The following is a 15110-nucleotide window of genomic DNA, read 5'->3' on the forward strand; positions in this document are numbered from 1 at the left end:
CCCGGGCCCCGTCCGTCATGACCTGTCAGCGCACCTCGTAGGTGCCGGTCAGCAGACCGCGGGCGATGGCGTGCCCGAAGACGTTGAAGCCGAGGAAGGCCGGGCTCGACTCGGGCGTGACACCCTCGAGCACCTCGACGTCGAGTGCGTGCACCGCGACGATGTAGCGGTGGTGGCCGTGTCCGGCCGGCGGAGCGGCACCGATGAACCCGTGGGCTCCGCCGTCGTGGCGCAGGGTCACGGCCTGCTCCGGAAGAGCATTCGAGTCGGCGCTACCCGCACCCGTCGGCAGTTCCGTGACCGAGGTGGGGATGTTCGCGACGGCCCAGTGCCAGAAACCCGACGCCGTGGGGGCGTCCGGATCGAACACCGTGACGACGAAGCTCTTCGTCTCGGCGGGGAAACCCGACCAGGACAGCTGGGGGGAGACGTCGCCGCCCCCGGGGATTCCGAACGCACCGCTGGCCTGCGGGAGTTTCCATTCCTCGCCCTCGGCGAAGTCCGCGCTGGTCACCTCGAAGGTGGGCAGCTCGGGCAGGAACTTGTACGGGTCGTAATCGAAAGCCATTCCGGTCCTTTCGTGACGTTTCGAGTGTTCTAGGCGTGCATGAGGAAGTGTTCCATGACCCGGGTGCCGAAGCGCAGTGCGTCGACAGGGACACGCTCGTCGACACCGTGGAACAGCGCGGCAAAGTCCAGGTCGGGCGGCAACTGCAGCGGCGCGAAACCGAAGCAGCGGATGCCGAGCTTGGCGAACGCCTTGGCGTCGGTGCCGGCGGAGAGCATGTACGGCACCGTCCGGCCGATCGGGTCGTGCGCGAGGATCGCGGCGTTCATCGCGTCGACGAGGTCGCCGTCGAAGGTGGTCTCGTACGGCTCGAGGCCGGTGATCCACTCCCGGGTGACGTTGGGGCCGATCAGCTCGTCGACGGTGCGTTCGAATTCGGCGAGCCGGCCCGGCAGGATGCGGCAGTCGACGACGGCGTGCGCGGTGCGCGGGATGACGTTGGCCTTGTATCCGGCGTCGAGCATCGTGGGGTTCGCGGTGTCGCGCAGGGTCGCGCCCACGATGCGGGCGATCGACCCGAGCTTGGCGAGGGCACCTTCGAGATCGGGCGAGGCCGGGTCGAAGTCCAGCCCGGTCTCCTCGCTCACGACGGAGAGGAATTCGGCGACGGAATCGTTGACGACCAGCGGGAAGGTGTGGGATCCGAGCCGTGCCACCGCGCGGGAGAGGACGGTGACGGCGTTGTCCTCGTGCAGGAACGAGCCGTGCCCGGCGACACCCGTGGCGGTCAGGCGCATCCAGCGCATGCCCTTCTCGGCCGTCTCGACCATGTACAGGCGACGTTCGGTGCCGTCGGGACGCGGCACGGTCAGGGAGAACCCGCCGACCTCCCCCACGGCCTCGGTGACGCCCTCGAACAGCTCGGGCCGGTGCTCGACCAGCCACTGCGAACCGAACTTGCCTCCGGCCTCCTCGTCGGCGACGAACGCGAACACCAGATCGCGCGGGGGCACGATGTTCTCGACCTTGAAGTAGCGGGCGACGGCGATCATCATGCCGACCATGTCCTTCATGTCGACCGCGCCGCGTCCCCACACGTAACCGTTCTCGACGGCCCCGGAGAACGGGTGCACGCTCCAGTCCGCGGCCTCGGCCGGCACAACGTCGAGGTGGCCGTGGAGCATGAGGGCACCGCGGCTCGGGTCGGAGCCGGGCAGCCGCGCGAAGACGTTGCCGCGGCCCGGCGCTCCGGATTCGACGTAGGTCGTCTCGTAGCCGACCTCCTCGAGCACGGAGGCCACCCACTCGGCGCATTCGCGTTCGCCGCGGGTAGTGGTGGGTTCGCCGGTGTTCGAGGTGTCGAACCGGATGAGGCGGGAGACGAGGTCGACGACCTCCTCCTCCGCCCGGGACGGCTGGTGGGCGCTCGTGTCAATGGCCATGGCCGTATGTCTACCACCGCCCGTCCACCATCTCGACAGTTCGGATCACCGCAGGTGGAGGTGGCGATTTGGGACCGTGGGCGTGGTGGGTTACTCTTTCACAGCGCCCACGACGAGTGGGCGCGAGCATCAGGTCCGAGTGGCGGAATGGCAGACGCGCTAGCTTGAGGTGCTAGTGTCCTATTAACGGACGTGGGGGTTCAAGTCCCCCCTCGGACACTCTGAGTCGAGACAGACGACGAAGGNCCTTCGTCGTTGCCGGGAGAAGATCGCACGGGCGACAACCGCTACCGCATTCGTCATCCGCTGCGGCAATGTGCTGTAGCGGATGACGAACAAGCGAGCGGATCCACGCGAGGCGCGGCACGTCGAGTACCGCGAGCGCGCCTGAAGTGCCGTTTTGGGGATCGGGCGCCCCATGCGCTACTGTTTCTTCAGCGCCCGCGGGAGCGGGTTCTACCGACATGCCCCGTGTGGGGGTCGGTCCGAGTGGCGGAATGGCAGACGCGCTAGCTTGAGGTGCTAGTGTCCTATTAACGGACGTGGGGGTTCAAGTCCCCCCTCGGACACTCCGAAACCCGAAGGCCCNGGGGCCTTCGGTTCGTCCGGGGTCCGCTCAGTCCCGGCGGCCCTTGCGGAAGTACCGGATCGGGCCGAAGAAGTTCACCGCGATGGTCAGCGCCCAGCGCAGCTTGCTGCCGTTGATCTTGTCGGCCGGTCGCCTCGCCAGATCGGCCCAGGCCGCGACGGCGAGCGACAACTGCACCACCGCGAGCAGGACCACCAGCACCTGCTGGGGGCGGCTCAGTTCGGCGAACTTCTTCTTGGACAAGGGGGAGCTCGGGCTCATCGTTCCTCCGGTACCTGCACGGGACTTCGGACACGATCATCCTGCCCGATACGATCGGGCATACAGCAGCACACGGAAAAAGGCAGATGAACCCCCACAGCGACACCACCGCCGAACCCGCCACCGACGGCTTCACCCGCATCGACCCCGACGATCTGGCCACCTGTCTGCGGGTGCTCGACCAGGCGGCGGGTCTCGACGCCGAACATCCCGACGCGATCGCCGTGCAGCGGGCCGTGGGGCACATGTTCAAGAAGTTCAAGCGGTTGCGCCGCAACGAGGCCCGCAAGCAGCGCGTCGACGCCGACCGTCAGGTGCTGTCCGCGACCGCCACCGCCTCCCCCACCCGCATCGACGACGAGACCGCCGGACTCCCGCTGGCGTCGTCGACTCGCGGTGCAAGCGCGGGAACGCTGCTGCGTCCGCGGCACTGCTACATCTGCAAGGACAAGTACACCCGCGTCGACGCCTTCTATCACCAGTTGTGCCCGACGTGCGCCGAGGAGAACCACGCAAAACGCGACGCGCGCACCGATCTGCGGGGCCGTCGCGCCCTGCTCACCGGCGGTCGCGCCAAGATCGGCATGTACATCGCGTTGCGGTTGCTGCGCGACGGCGCGCACACCACCGTCACCACGCGGTTCCCCAACGACGCGATCCGCCGCTTCACCGCGATGGAGGACAGCGGCGACTGGCTGCACCGGCTGCGCATCGTCGGCATCGACCTGCGCGATCCCGCCCAGGTGGTCGCCCTCGCCGACGATGTGGCCGCGCAGGGTCCGCTGGACATCCTCATCAACAACGCCGCGCAGACGGTGCGCCGCTCCCCCGGTGCCTACTCGGCGCTGGCCGAGGCGGAGGCCGATCCGCTGCCCGCCGGTCCACGCCCCGAGGTCCTGACCTTCGGCAAGCCCTCGGACGCTCATCCGGCCGCTCTGGCCGGGTCGCTGCCGGCCGAGTTGTCGGCGCACTCGTTGACCGCGCTGGCACTGGTGGCCGGCTCGGCGACACCCGAGCGGGTCGCGGCCGGCGNTCGACGCCGGTGGCCTGCTGCCGGATCTCGTGCACACCAACAGCTGGGTCCAGACCGTCGGCGAGGTCGAGCCGCTGGAACTGCTCGAGGTGCAGCTGTGCAACTCGGTGGCGCCGTTCATCCTCGTCAACCGTCTGCGTCCGGCGCTCGCCGCGTCCCCGGCCCGCCGCAAGTACGTCGTGAACGTCTCCGCGATGGAAGGGCAGTTCGGGGGTCGCCGCTACAAGGGCGCCGGGCATCCGCACACCAACATGGCCAAGGCCGCGCTGAACATGCTCACCCGCACCAGCGCCGAAGAGATGCTCACCGACGGCATCCTCATGACCGCCGTCGACACCGGGTGGATCACCGACGAACGGCCGCACCACACCAAGATGCGGCTGGCCGAGGAGGGATTCCACGCCCCGCTCGATCTCGTCGACGGCGCGGCCCGCGTCTACGACCCGATCGTCCAGGGCGAGGCGGGCACGGACCTGTACGGATGCTTCCTCAAGGACTTCCGCCCGGCATCCTGGTGATCCGCACCCCGCCATCCGGGGAGACCGGTTCCACACCGTCGATCGTGGCCCGGCCTCCGGGCCGCGGCGATAATGGAGGACGTCCCCGCAGGCCCGCACGAGGAGAGTCATGACTGTCGCTGTCGTTCACGCCGATACCCCCGAAGGCCGGATCGCTCTGCAGGCCGCGGTGCGGGAGGCCGCCGATCGGCAGCAGTCGCTGGTGGTGCTCCACCCGCTCGACGAACCCGACGAGGTGGAAGGCGTGCGGGCACAGGTGAGCGAGGTGGCCGGTACCGACGGCTGGGAGTTGCTCTCGGCCGTCCACGACGGCGATCCGGTCGGCACGACCGTCGAACTGCTTGCGCGCAGCGGCGCCGAACGCGTGGTCATCGGCAGCCGCGGGCGCACCGCGACCGGCAAGTTCCTCGTCGAGCGGGCGGTGCAGCGGCTGATCACCGAGTCGTCGGTGCCGGTGCTCGTCATCAAGGCCGGCTGAGGCGCCGCCCGCCCTCCGGCAACCGCGTTCGTTCCGCGGCCGTTCGTTCTACCCTGGGCACATGGCGTTCCGGGTGGTCGCCGACCTCACGGCCTTCGTGCATCTGCTGTTCGTGCTCTACGTCGCGTTCGGTGGTTTCCTCGCGTGGCGGTGGCCCCGCACGATCGTCGCGCACGTCGTCGCCGTGGTGTGGGGAGCGGCCTCGGTGGCCGTGGGGTTCGACTGCCCGCTGACCGCGGTGGAGAACTGGGCACGCCGCGAGGCCGGCCAGGAAGGTCTGCCGCCGAGCGGATTCATCGATCACTACCTGACCGGGGTGATCTACCCGGAGTCCGCGCTCGGCGCGGTCCGCGCCCTCGCCGCGCTCGCCGTGCTGATCTCGTGGGTGGTGCTGTGGCGCCGGATCCGTGTGACGAAGGTCGCCCCCGAGGCTTACTCCTGAGTAGGGTGGGGGCATGACTGTCTCCCGGGATCTCGACATCGTCGTCTACGGCGCCACCGGCTTCGTCGGTCGCCTCACCGCCGCCTATCTCGCCGAGAACCTCCCCGATGGCGTCGCCGTCGGACTCGCAGGACGTTCACGCACCAAACTCGAGAAGCTCGCCGCCGACCTCGGAACCGACTGGCGGCTGATCGAGGCGAACGCCGACGATCCCGCCTCGCTGACCGCGCTCGCCGAGTCCACCCGCGTGGTGATCACGACCGTCGGTCCCTACGCCACGTACGGGCTGCCGCTCGTGCAGGCGTGCGCCGAGGCCGGCACCGACTACGTCGACCTCACCGGCGAGGTGCTCTTCCACCGCGAGAGCATCGACCGCTTCGACGACGTGGCCCGGCGCACCGGCGCCCGCATAGTCCACTCGTGCGGTTTCGACTCCGTCCCGTCCGACCTCGGCGTCCATGCGCTCTACCGCGCCGCGGAGGCCGACGGCAACCTGCCGCTCACCGACACGACCTTCGTGCTCGGCTCCTTCCGCGGCGGGGTGAGCGGCGGAACCATCGATTCGCTCCGGCAACAGCTCGACGCGGTCCGCAAGGATGCCGCCGCACGGAAGATCGCCGCGCGCCCGTACTCGCTGTCCCCCGATCGGGCTCGGGAACCCGATCTCGGTCGCCAGAACGACTTCGCGTTCGTCGACGGCAAATCCGTCGCCCCGGAGATCTCGGGGCGGCTCGCTCCGTTCGTGATGGCCTCCTACAACACCCGCATCGTGCGACGCAGCAACGCGTTGCGCGACTGGGCCTACGGACGCCGGTTCCGCTACCGGGAGGTGATGAGTGTCGGCTCCTCGCCGCTCTCCCCCGTCCTCGCCGGGCTCGTCGGACTCGGCACGGGAGCCCTCGCCGCCGGCCTGTCGTTCCCGCCCACGCGGTTCGTCCTCGACAAGCTCCTGCCCGCGCCCGGTGAGGGACCGTCGGAGAAGACCCGCGAGAACGGTTACTTCACGGTGGATCTGTACGCCTCGACCGAATCGGGAGCCCGCTACACCGCGCGGTTCTCCGCGCAGGGCGACCCGGGTTACAAGGCCACGGCCGTGATGCTCGGCGAGTCCGCCCTCTCGCTCGCCCTCGGCGGCGCGGCCCTGCACGCCGGTGGCGGTGTCCTCACCCCCGCGGTGGCCTTCGGGGACGTGCTGACCGAACGGCTCCGCGCGGCCGGTTTCGAGATCTCCGCGCGCCGCCTCGGCTGACCTCGCGTCCGGCGCGCCCGATCGGCGCGCCGGGCCCGCCGAGTGTGGTTCCGTCGCCGCGACGGGCTATGCTCGACCGGACCGAACGATCCGCGCGCGGAACGAGACCTGAGGACGTGACCATGGCTGCGACGAGTACCGAGATGGCTCCGGCCGCTCGTCTCGCGCTCATGCCGTTCTGGCCGACCCGTCGCGGCGCCTGCTTCGATTGTCTGTGTTGTACCCGGGAGTGTTGCTGAGCGCTTCGCCGCTCGTCCAACTTTTCGGGTTCTTCCAGCTTTCGGAGCCAACGCATGTTCAATCTGCTCATCTTCACGCTCGTCGGTGTCGGCGCACAGCTCGTCGACGGCGCACTCGGCATGGCCTTCGGTGTCACCGCGACCACCCTGCTGCTGTTCAGCGGTGTCGGTCCGGCGCACGCGAGCGCCGCCGTGCACCTCGCCGAGGTGGGGACCACTCTCGTCTCCGGTGCCTCGCACTGGCGGTTCCGCAACATCGACTGGAAGGTCGTGCTGCGGCTCGGCGTGCCCGGCGCCATCGGTGCCTTCCTCGGTGCGACCGTGTTGTCGGGACTGTCGACCGAGGCCGCCGAACCGGTGACCGCCGGAATCCTGCTGGCCATCGGCGTGTACGTCGCGTTGCGCTTCTCGGTACGACCCCCTGCGGTCGCCCATGCCCGCACCTCCCCGCACACCGCGAAATTCCTCTCGCCGCTGGGCTTCTTCGGCGGCTTCATCGACGCGAGCGGCGGTGGCGGATGGGGACCGATCACCACCAGCACCCTGCTCTCCCGCGGTAAGACGGCACCGCGGACCGTGATCGGTTCGGTGAGCGCGTCGGAGTTCCTCGTCGCGGTCGCGGCGAGCGTGGGCTTCCTGTTCGGGCTCGGCCACGACTCCCTCGGCAATCTCGTGATTGTCGCCGGTCTCGCCCTCGGCGGTGCCCTCGCGGCGCCGGTCGCGGCCTGGCTGGTCAGCCGTGTGCCCGCGACGCTGCTCGGTACCGGCGTCGGCGGCGTCATCGTGCTGACCAACGCGCACAAGCTCGCCAAGGCGTTCGACCTCTCGGGGGCGGCACTGGCGGTGCTCTACCTCGCCATCGTCGCCGCCTGGCTCGCCCTGCTGATCGTGTCCTGGAAGCGTTCGCGCCTCACTCCCGCGGAGAAGAGCGGTTCGCTCGAACCGCTGGCGCAGCCGACGCCGGCGGCACTGCTCGAAGGTGCCGACGCGACGCCTCTCCCCGGGGCCCGTCCGGAGCCTCGGGAGGTGTCCGGACACAACGAAACTCGCCTGAATTCCACCACGTCACCACGGACTCCCGACGGGGCATGATAATCGCTATTATGCCCGCGTGCGACAAAAGCGAATACATACTGGTGCCTTCGTCTTCCTCACTGCCGGCGCTGCCCTGACGGCCTGCTCCACCGAGGATTCCACGGTCGGCATCCGCAATGCTGCCGATATCGGCTCTTCGACGTCCGTCTCCGCCGAATCACCGTATCTGGTGAAGATCGCACAGAACTTCCCCAGTTGCGAGGCCATCGGCGCGACCCTCGAGCGATACATCGACGGGCTGACGCCCGCCCCCGGTGGTGTCGTGAGCTCCCAGCGCGTGAACTGTGTGTGGGAGGCCGGAGCCGGTGAGCCGCCCTCCGGGCTCCGTTCCGTCGAGGTCGTCGTCGAACCCGAGACCGTCACACCCGCCACCGCCGCGAAGACCGGCCTGGTGGTGCTTCCCGACTCCGCCATCGGAGCGGCCGGCGGATTCGCGCACAGCATGCCGATCAACATGGCCGGAACCGCCTTCACCGCGACCGGCGTCGAACTCCCCCAGGCCTCCGTGTCGATCACCGTCGGCGGGCGCGATGCCGCGATGGTCCTCGATCCGGCCGGTGGCGTGGCGGTCGCCAAGCAGCTTCTCGGGCTGTAACGCACGGTGTCGCGGCCCTCGACCGCCCGGGCGGAACCAAGATCACGTACAACTCGTACGGACGCTACGATGCGCCGTGTGAATCTGACCCGATACGCGGTCGCATCCGCGACCCTCGCCGACGCCCTGCTCCTCGGAGCGTGCTCCTCCGGCGACGACGCCTCCTCCGACACCGCCTCGGACGCCGACTCCGCAGCCTCCGACACCACCACCTTCGACGCCGACACCGTCGGCGAACCGACCGGCCTCGGCAGCGACATCCTCGCCCGCTTCGACTCGTGCGACGATGTCGCGCCCGCCGTCGCCCCCTACATCGAAGGCCTGAGCCTGCGTTCGTCGAGCGGCGTGGACGAGTACAGCGTCTACTGCGCATGGGAGACCCCGGACAGCGCCACGAACCTCGACGAGATCCGGTCGGTGGAGATCGTCCTGGCACCGGGATCCGGCAACGTCCCGGCAGCGAGCGACCTCGAAACCGGCGGTCTCGAACTGCTCCCCGACGCCGACATCGAAGCCGCCGGCGGCATCGCCTACACCATGGGAGAGGCCGTCTCGGTCGCCGCCGTCTCCGTCACCCAGATCCAGCTGCCCGACGTGGAGGTGTCCATCACCGGCGGGCAGTGGGGCGACTATCCGTCGCTCGACGCCCCGACCTCGGTGACCGTCGCCAAGGAACTGCTCGACCTGTAGGTCCGTCCGCGCCGATCGTGCGCGGTGAGCACACCGCGCACGATCAGGGCCTGGGCCGCGATGTAGGTGGCCATGATCCACAACCCCACGGCAGGCAGATCCGCGTCGACGAAGGCACGAACGGCGATGAGCGCATCGGAGACGACGAACAGCATCGCGCCGACAGCCGCCGTCCGGTTCACGCCGGTGGCGAGCACCGCCATCGCCGCGAGGCACGACGCGTAGATCACCATCGGGACGACGAGAATCCCTGCTGCCGAAGCGCACACGGCGACCATGGCGATCACTGCGACGGTGTAGAGACCGACCACCCACGAGCGGGTCCGCAGCACGCTCGACCGCCGGTACGGCCGGAACGCGACGATGTAGGTGAGCTGGGCGCACAGGAAGAGACCCACCAGCACCAGGAAGGAGGCATCACCGTCGACGAGGTCGGGTGCGGTGTCCCCCAGCCACGAGAATCCCAGTGCCACAAGCGTGCCCACGACCAGCCGGTCGCGCGGTGCGGACGTGACGAGAACGAGTCCGAGCGCGAGCAGCGGCATGAGGAACCACTGCGAGACGTCGGTGAACACCGAATCGGGCGCGAGAACCTGAAAGACGGAATGAGCCGCCGCGACGATCGCGAACGCACCGAGAACGGTGACGGCGATCGTGCGGCGGCTCATGGGATCAGGAGTCCTCGCCGGACGTTCCGGGGTCGTTCACCCCGTCGAAGGCGTCGAGCAGGCGTTGCGCGGCGAGTGCGGCGGTCAGCGAACCGTCGCGCACCCCGGCCTCGACGTCCTTGCGGATCGCCCGCACGCGCGGGGAGGTCTCGAGACGACGCAACAGCTGGTCGTGCACCATCGTCCACGTCCAGTCCACCTGCTGACGGCGCCGGTTCTCGTCGAACATGCCCGCCTCGGTGAGCACCTTCTTGTGCTCGAGCACGGTGTCCCAGAAGGTGTCCAGACCGTTGCCGGTCATACCGCTCATGGTGATCACCGGCGGCTTCCAGATCGCGTCGTGCGGATGCACCATGCGCATCGCGCCGGCGAGTTCGCGGGCGGCGACCCGCGCGTCGCGTTCGAACTCCCCGTCGGCCTTGTTGACGGCGACGAGGTCGGCGAGTTCGAGCACGCCCTTCTTGATGCCCTGCAGCTGGTCGCCGGTGCGGGCCAGGGTCAGGAAGCAGAAGGTGTCGACCATGTTCGCGACGGTCACCTCGGACTGTCCGACACCGACGGTCTCGACGAGGATCACGTCGAAACCGGCAGCCTCGAGCAGCACCATCGTCTCGCGGGTGGCCTTCGCGACCCCGCCGAGCGTGCCGGCCGAGGGCGACGGGCGGATGTAGGCGTCCCGCTGCACCGCGAGCCGCGCCATCCGTGTCTTGTCGCCGAGGATCGAACCACCCGTGCGGGTCGACGACGGGTCGACGGCCAGCACCGCGACCCGATGCCCCTGCTCGAGCAGATGCATGCCGAGCGCGTCGATGAAGGTCGACTTGCCGACACCGGGAACACCGGTGATACCGACACGAATCGCGTTGCCCGCCTTGGGAAGCAGGCGCAGCAGCAACTGCTGCGCCCGCTCCCGATGGTCGTCGCGGGTCGACTCGATCAACGTGATGGCCCGCGCGAGGCCGGCCCGCTCGTTGGCGAGCACGGCCTCGGCGAGGGCGTCGACGTCGATCTGCCGTCGGCGGGTCTGCGCGGCGCCGACCGAGGAGTCGCTCATGCCGACGTCAGCCTCCGAGGTGGTGGCCGAGCTGCGCGGCGAGCTTGGTCAGCAGACCGGTCGCCGCATCCGCGATCACGGTGCCGGGCGGGAAGATCGCCGCCGCACCCGCCGCGTAGAGCTCGTCGAAGTCGCCCGGCGGGATGACACCACCGACGACGATCATGATGTCCTCGCGGCCCACCTCGGCCAGCGCCTGCTTGAGGGCAGGGACCAGCGTCAGGTGACCCGCGGCCAACGACGACACGCCGATGACGTGCACGTCGTTGTCGGCCGCCTGCTGGGCGACCTCTTCGGGGGTCTGGAACAGCGGTCCCACGTCGACGTCGAATCCGAGGTCGGCGAAGGCCGTGGCGATCACCTTCTGGCCTCGGTCGTGACCGTCCTGGCCCATCTTCGCGACGAGGATGCGGGGGCGACGGCCCTCCTCCTCGGCGAACTTCTCGACCAGTTCGGTTGCGGCGGTGATGTTGGTGGCCTTACCGGCCTCGTCGCGGTACACGCCGCTGATCGTACGGATCTCGGCCTGGTGGCGGCCGTAGACCTTCTCCAGGGCGTCCGAGATCTCACCGACGGTGGCCTTCGCGCGGGCCGCGTCGATGGCCAGCGCGAGCAGGTTGTTGTCGAGACCCTGGCTCTGCGCACCGGCGGCGCGGGTGAGCGCGTCGAGGGCGGCGCGGGTGGCCTCCTCGTCCCGGTCGGCGCGCAGCTGCTCGAGCTTGGCCAGCTGCTCGGCCCGCACACGCGAGTTCTCGACCTTGAGGACCTCGATCTCGTGGTCCTCGGTCACCTGGTACTTGTTGACGCCGATGACGGGCTGGCGACCCGAGTCGATGCGCGCCTGGGTGCGGGCGGCCGCCTCCTCGATGCGCAGCTTCGGGATGCCCTCCGAGATCGCCTGTGCCATACCGCCGGCGGCCTCGACCTCGGCGATGTGGGCGCGGGCCTTGTCGGCCAGCTCGTGGGTGAGCCACTCGACGTAGTGCGAGCCGCCCCACGGGTCGATGGGCCGCGTGGTGCCCGACTCCTGCTGCAGCAGCAGCTGGGTGTTGCGGGCGATGCGCGCCGAGAAGTCGGTGGGCAGTGCCAGCGCCTCGTCGAGCGCGTTGGTGTGCAGCGACTGGGTGTGGCCCTGGGTCGCGGCCATCGCCTCGACGCACGTGCGGGCGACGTTGTTGAAGACGTCCTGTGCGGTGAGCGACCAGCCGGAGGTCTGCGAGTGGGTACGCAGCGACTTCGACTTCGGGTTCTTCGCCCCGAACTTCTCGACGAGCTCGCTCCACAGCAGGCGACCTGCGCGCAGCTTCGCGACCTCCATGAAGAAGTTCATGCCGATCGCCCAGAAGAACGACAGGCGCGGCGCGAACTTGTCGACGTCCATGCCGGCGTCGAGTCCGGCGCGGATGTACTCCATGCCGTCCGCGAGGGTGTACGCGAGCTCGAGGTCGGCCGTCGCGCCGGCTTCCTGGATGTGGTAGCCGGAGATCGAGATCGAGTTGAAGCGCGGCATCTTCGCCGAGGTGTACGCGAAGATGTCGGAGATGATCCGCATCGACGGCTTCGGCGGATAGATGTAGGTGTTGCGGACCATGAACTCCTTCAGAATGTCGTTCTGAATGGTTCCGGCCAGCTGCTCGGGCTTGACGCCCTGCTCCTCCGCCGCCACGACGTACAGCGCCAGGATCGGCAGCACCGCGCCGTTCATGGTCATCGACACCGACACCTGCGACAGATCGATGCCGTCGAACAGCTGACGCATGTCGAGGATCGAGTCGATCGCGACACCGGCCATACCGACATCACCCTGCACACGCGGGTGATCGGAGTCGTAGCCGCGGTGCGTGGCCAGGTCGAAGGCCACCGACAGGCCCTTCTGACCGGCGGCGAGGTTGCGCCGGTAGAAGGCGTTGGACTCGGCGGCGGTGGAGAAGCCGGCGTACTGCCGGATGGTCCACGGCTGGTTCACGTACATCGTCGGGTACGGCCCGCGCACGAACGGGGCCAGACCCGGGTAGCTGCCGAGGGGGTAGCCCTCGGCGACGACGGCGTCGCGGTCGGCCTTGGTGTAGACCGGCTTGACGGCGATGCCCTCGGGCGTCGACCACACGACGTCCTCGGTGCTGTAGTTGTTCGCCTCGGCGACGGACTCGACGAGCGCGGCGGCCTGCTCCGCGGTGGGAGCGGTGGGCGCCGGCGCGGCCGGGTCCGTCAATGGGACGTCGGCGAAGCTGCCGATTTCGTGTTCGATGCTCACTTACGCTCCCAGAGTATTCAGCAGGTCGGTGAGGGCGGCGACGGCGTCGATGCGCGCGGTGAGGAAGCCGTCCGGACGATCGTCGCCCTGCGCGTCCTTCACGGCCTTCTCGGGTCCGGCCAGCAGCACCGTCGTGATGCCCGCCGCACGCAGCGCAGCGGTGGCCGTACCGGCCTGCTCGCCGTAGCGGGTGTCGGTACCGCACAGCACGGCGACGGACGTTCCGGTGTCGCCCACCAGGGACGACAGGTCGGCGTCGAGATCGAGCGGTCCGGGATTGACCGCTTCGATGCCACCGGCGGCGAGCAGGTTCGCCGCGAAGGTCGCACGCACGTTGTGTTCGGCGATCGGCCCGAGCGGGGCGAGCAGCACCCGCGGGCGGGCACCGTGCGAGGCCAGGTAGGTGTCGGAGCGGTCGCGCAGCGCCTCGAACGGTGCGGCGTACCGTGCGGCGGACGCGCCGGCCTCGGCGACACCGACCGGCAGCGGCTTCTCGGCCAGGTTCGGGAACTCGTTGACACCGGTCACCGAGAACTTGCGGTGCGCGATGTCGGACTCGCGGCGGGCACGCGTCTGCGCGACACGCTCGGCGATCAGCCCCGCCTCGAGAGCGGCGCGGTAGCCACCGGCCGCCTCGATCTCCTGGAAGAAGCCCCATGCCTTCTCCGCGATCTGCGCGGTCAGTTCCTCGACGTACCAGGAACCGGCGGCGGGATCGAGAACGCGCCCGAGATTGGACTCCTCGAGCAGCAGCAGCTGGGTGTTGCGGGCGATCCGGGCGGAGAACGCCTCGGACACCTCGAGCACACCGGCCGGCAGTGCGGAGTCGAACGGCAGGACCGTGACGGCGTCGGCGCCACCGACACCCGCGCCGAACGCAGCGAGGGTCGTGCGCAGCATGTTCACCCACGGATCGCGCTGGGCCATCATCGCCGCGGAGGTCACGGCGTGCTGCGGAGCGTTGCCGGCCTCGGGGGCACCGGCGACCTGGGCGACGCGCGCCCACACCTGACGACCCGCGCGGAACTTGGCGATGGTCTGGAACTGGTCGTCGGTCGCGGCGAGACGGAACTCGAGCTGACCGAGCGCGGCCGCAACGGGAACCCCGGCGTCGACGAGTGCTCGCACGTAATCGAGGCCGGCGGCGATCGCGGCACCGAGTTCCTCGGCGTCGGACGAACCGGCGTTGTGGAAGGCGGTGCCGTCCACGGTGAGGGCACGCACCGCTTCGGCGCGGTCGGCGGCGGCCCGTGCCAGCTCGACGGCCTCGTCGAGAGACACGTCGGGACGCCCGGAGAACGCGCTGGTGAGCGGCGCTGCACCGAGGAAGATACGCACGGCGGCGCGGTCCTCGATGTCGGTGCGGTTGTCGAGCACGGAGTACACGGCGGTGGTCGCTGCGACCACATCGGCACCGGCGTCGAGACGGACCGGCGCGAGGTCCAGGAGCACACCGTTGAGCGCGGTGTCGAGCGCGTCCACGGGGACCGCGCCGGCGCCGAGACCGAGCCACACCGAGCTGACGCCGTTGTTCAGGGCGTCGAGGATGCGCTCGTTGACCGAGGCCGCGTCGGTGCCGGTGAACCGGACGTCGACGAGCCAGCCGGTGTTGACGTCGCGCGTGGACGAGCCGCCGCGGACGAACGGGAACTCACCGGGCAGCGGCGCTTCGTCGCGCTCGTCGCGCACGCCGTACAGCGGCGCGACGGTGACGTCGTCGTAGGTGGTGGTCTCGAGCAGACGCTGCGGCTCGGGTCCGAGTTCGGCCGGGTCGACGCGTCGGGACTTGGCCAGCACCCCCGCCACCGCCTCCTGCCACTGCGCATATGCGCGCGCGGCATCCTCGGCTTCTGCAGCTAATGACACGGGCGATTCCTCCTACTGCGGGTTTGCAGGCTTTGTACGGACGGCGTTGTCGGCCGGAGGTGGACAACCTCGAAAAGGGTAGGTTGCCTTCGGTGTGATGCTATCCCCACACACCGCGCGGTCGTTGTG

Annotated in this window: 13 protein-coding genes, 2 tRNA genes and 1 pseudogene; 9 read left to right on the top strand and 7 right to left on the bottom strand. The window is 69.4% G+C overall.

The genetic code is table 11. The annotated features are described in order from the left end of the window. Positions 1–25: 25 nt before the first annotated feature. The gene (locus tag ACLBYD_RS08530; RefSeq protein WP_264720760.1) at positions 26–568 is read right to left on the bottom strand and encodes a YbhB/YbcL family Raf kinase inhibitor-like protein; all 543 of its coding nucleotides are present in this window, start codon (positions 566–568) and stop codon (positions 26–28) included. A 29-nt stretch (positions 569–597) separates the two neighbouring features. Further along, positions 598–1950 carry a M20/M25/M40 family metallo-hydrolase gene (locus ACLBYD_RS08535; protein ID WP_447816090.1) on the bottom strand — a complete coding sequence of 451 codons (1353 nt, stop codon included), beginning with the start codon at positions 1948–1950 and terminating at the stop codon, positions 598–600. Between the two features lie 133 nt (positions 1951–2083). On the opposite strand from ACLBYD_RS08535, the gene ACLBYD_RS08540 reads away from it, so the two are divergent. Together ACLBYD_RS08540 and ACLBYD_RS08545 are read left to right on the top strand one after the other, a co-directional pair. Next, positions 2084–2169 (top strand) — tRNA-Leu (locus ACLBYD_RS08540). 264 nt (positions 2170–2433) lie between these two features. Further along, positions 2434–2519 (top strand) — tRNA-Leu (locus ACLBYD_RS08545). A gap of 47 nt (positions 2520–2566) precedes the next feature. On the opposite strand, the gene ACLBYD_RS08550 is transcribed toward ACLBYD_RS08545, so the two are convergent. Next, on the bottom strand, positions 2567–2800 hold the full coding sequence (locus tag ACLBYD_RS08550) for a PLDc N-terminal domain-containing protein (protein ID WP_033096644.1): 234 nt from the start codon (positions 2798–2800) through the stop codon (positions 2567–2569). An 86-nt stretch (positions 2801–2886) separates the two neighbouring features. On the opposite strand from ACLBYD_RS08550, the pseudogene ACLBYD_RS08555 reads away from it, so the two are divergent. The 7 genes and pseudogenes from ACLBYD_RS08555 (at position 2887) to ACLBYD_RS08585 (ending at position 9139) form a co-directional block, all read left to right on the top strand. After that, a pseudogene (locus tag ACLBYD_RS08555) lies at positions 2887–4351 on the top strand (SDR family NAD(P)-dependent oxidoreductase). A 109-nt stretch (positions 4352–4460) separates the two neighbouring features. Next, positions 4461–4829, top strand: coding sequence for a universal stress protein (locus tag ACLBYD_RS08560; RefSeq protein WP_006551545.1), 369 nt, complete (start codon positions 4461–4463; stop codon positions 4827–4829). 61 nt (positions 4830–4890) lie between these two features. Beyond that, positions 4891–5271: a DUF2784 domain-containing protein gene (locus ACLBYD_RS08565; protein WP_447816091.1), complete on the top strand. Its 381-nt coding sequence runs from the start codon at positions 4891–4893 to the stop codon at positions 5269–5271. Positions 5272–5284: 13 nt separating this feature from the next. Continuing rightward, a complete protein-coding gene (locus ACLBYD_RS08570) occupies positions 5285–6520 on the top strand; it encodes a saccharopine dehydrogenase family protein (RefSeq protein WP_447816092.1) in 1236 nt (411 codons plus the stop codon). 293 nt (positions 6521–6813) lie between these two features. Beyond that, positions 6814–7851, top strand: a complete 1038-nt coding sequence (locus ACLBYD_RS08575; protein WP_447816093.1) for a sulfite exporter TauE/SafE family protein — start codon at positions 6814–6816, stop codon at positions 7849–7851. Between the two features lie 19 nt (positions 7852–7870). Then, positions 7871–8449, top strand: coding sequence for a hypothetical protein (locus ACLBYD_RS08580; protein ID WP_447816094.1), 579 nt, complete (start codon positions 7871–7873; stop codon positions 8447–8449). A gap of 69 nt (positions 8450–8518) precedes the next feature. Beyond that, positions 8519–9139: a hypothetical protein gene (locus ACLBYD_RS08585; RefSeq protein WP_447816095.1), complete on the top strand. Its 621-nt coding sequence runs from the start codon at positions 8519–8521 to the stop codon at positions 9137–9139. Here ACLBYD_RS08585 and ACLBYD_RS08590 read toward each other — a convergent pair. Genes ACLBYD_RS08590 through ACLBYD_RS08605 form a run of 4 tightly spaced genes read right to left on the bottom strand, consistent with a single transcriptional unit; the run spans position 9079 to position 14981 of the window. Then, positions 9079–9807: a lysoplasmalogenase gene (locus ACLBYD_RS08590; protein WP_447816096.1), complete on the bottom strand. Its 729-nt coding sequence runs from the start codon at positions 9805–9807 to the stop codon at positions 9079–9081. The genes ACLBYD_RS08585 and ACLBYD_RS08590 overlap by 61 nt on opposite strands. A gap of 4 nt (positions 9808–9811) precedes the next feature. Then, complete coding sequence (meaB, locus tag ACLBYD_RS08595) at positions 9812–10861, bottom strand: methylmalonyl Co-A mutase-associated GTPase MeaB (protein ID WP_060653297.1); 1050 nt, start codon at positions 10859–10861, stop codon at positions 9812–9814. Between the two features lie 7 nt (positions 10862–10868). After that, complete coding sequence (gene scpA / locus ACLBYD_RS08600) at positions 10869–13115, bottom strand: methylmalonyl-CoA mutase (RefSeq protein WP_447816097.1); 2247 nt, start codon at positions 13113–13115, stop codon at positions 10869–10871. Continuing rightward, a complete protein-coding gene (locus ACLBYD_RS08605; RefSeq protein WP_447816098.1) occupies positions 13116–14981 on the bottom strand; it encodes a methylmalonyl-CoA mutase family protein in 1866 nt (621 codons plus the stop codon). Positions 14982–15110: the final 129 nt, after the last annotated feature.

The organism is Rhodococcus sp. C26F (assembly GCF_053345925.1).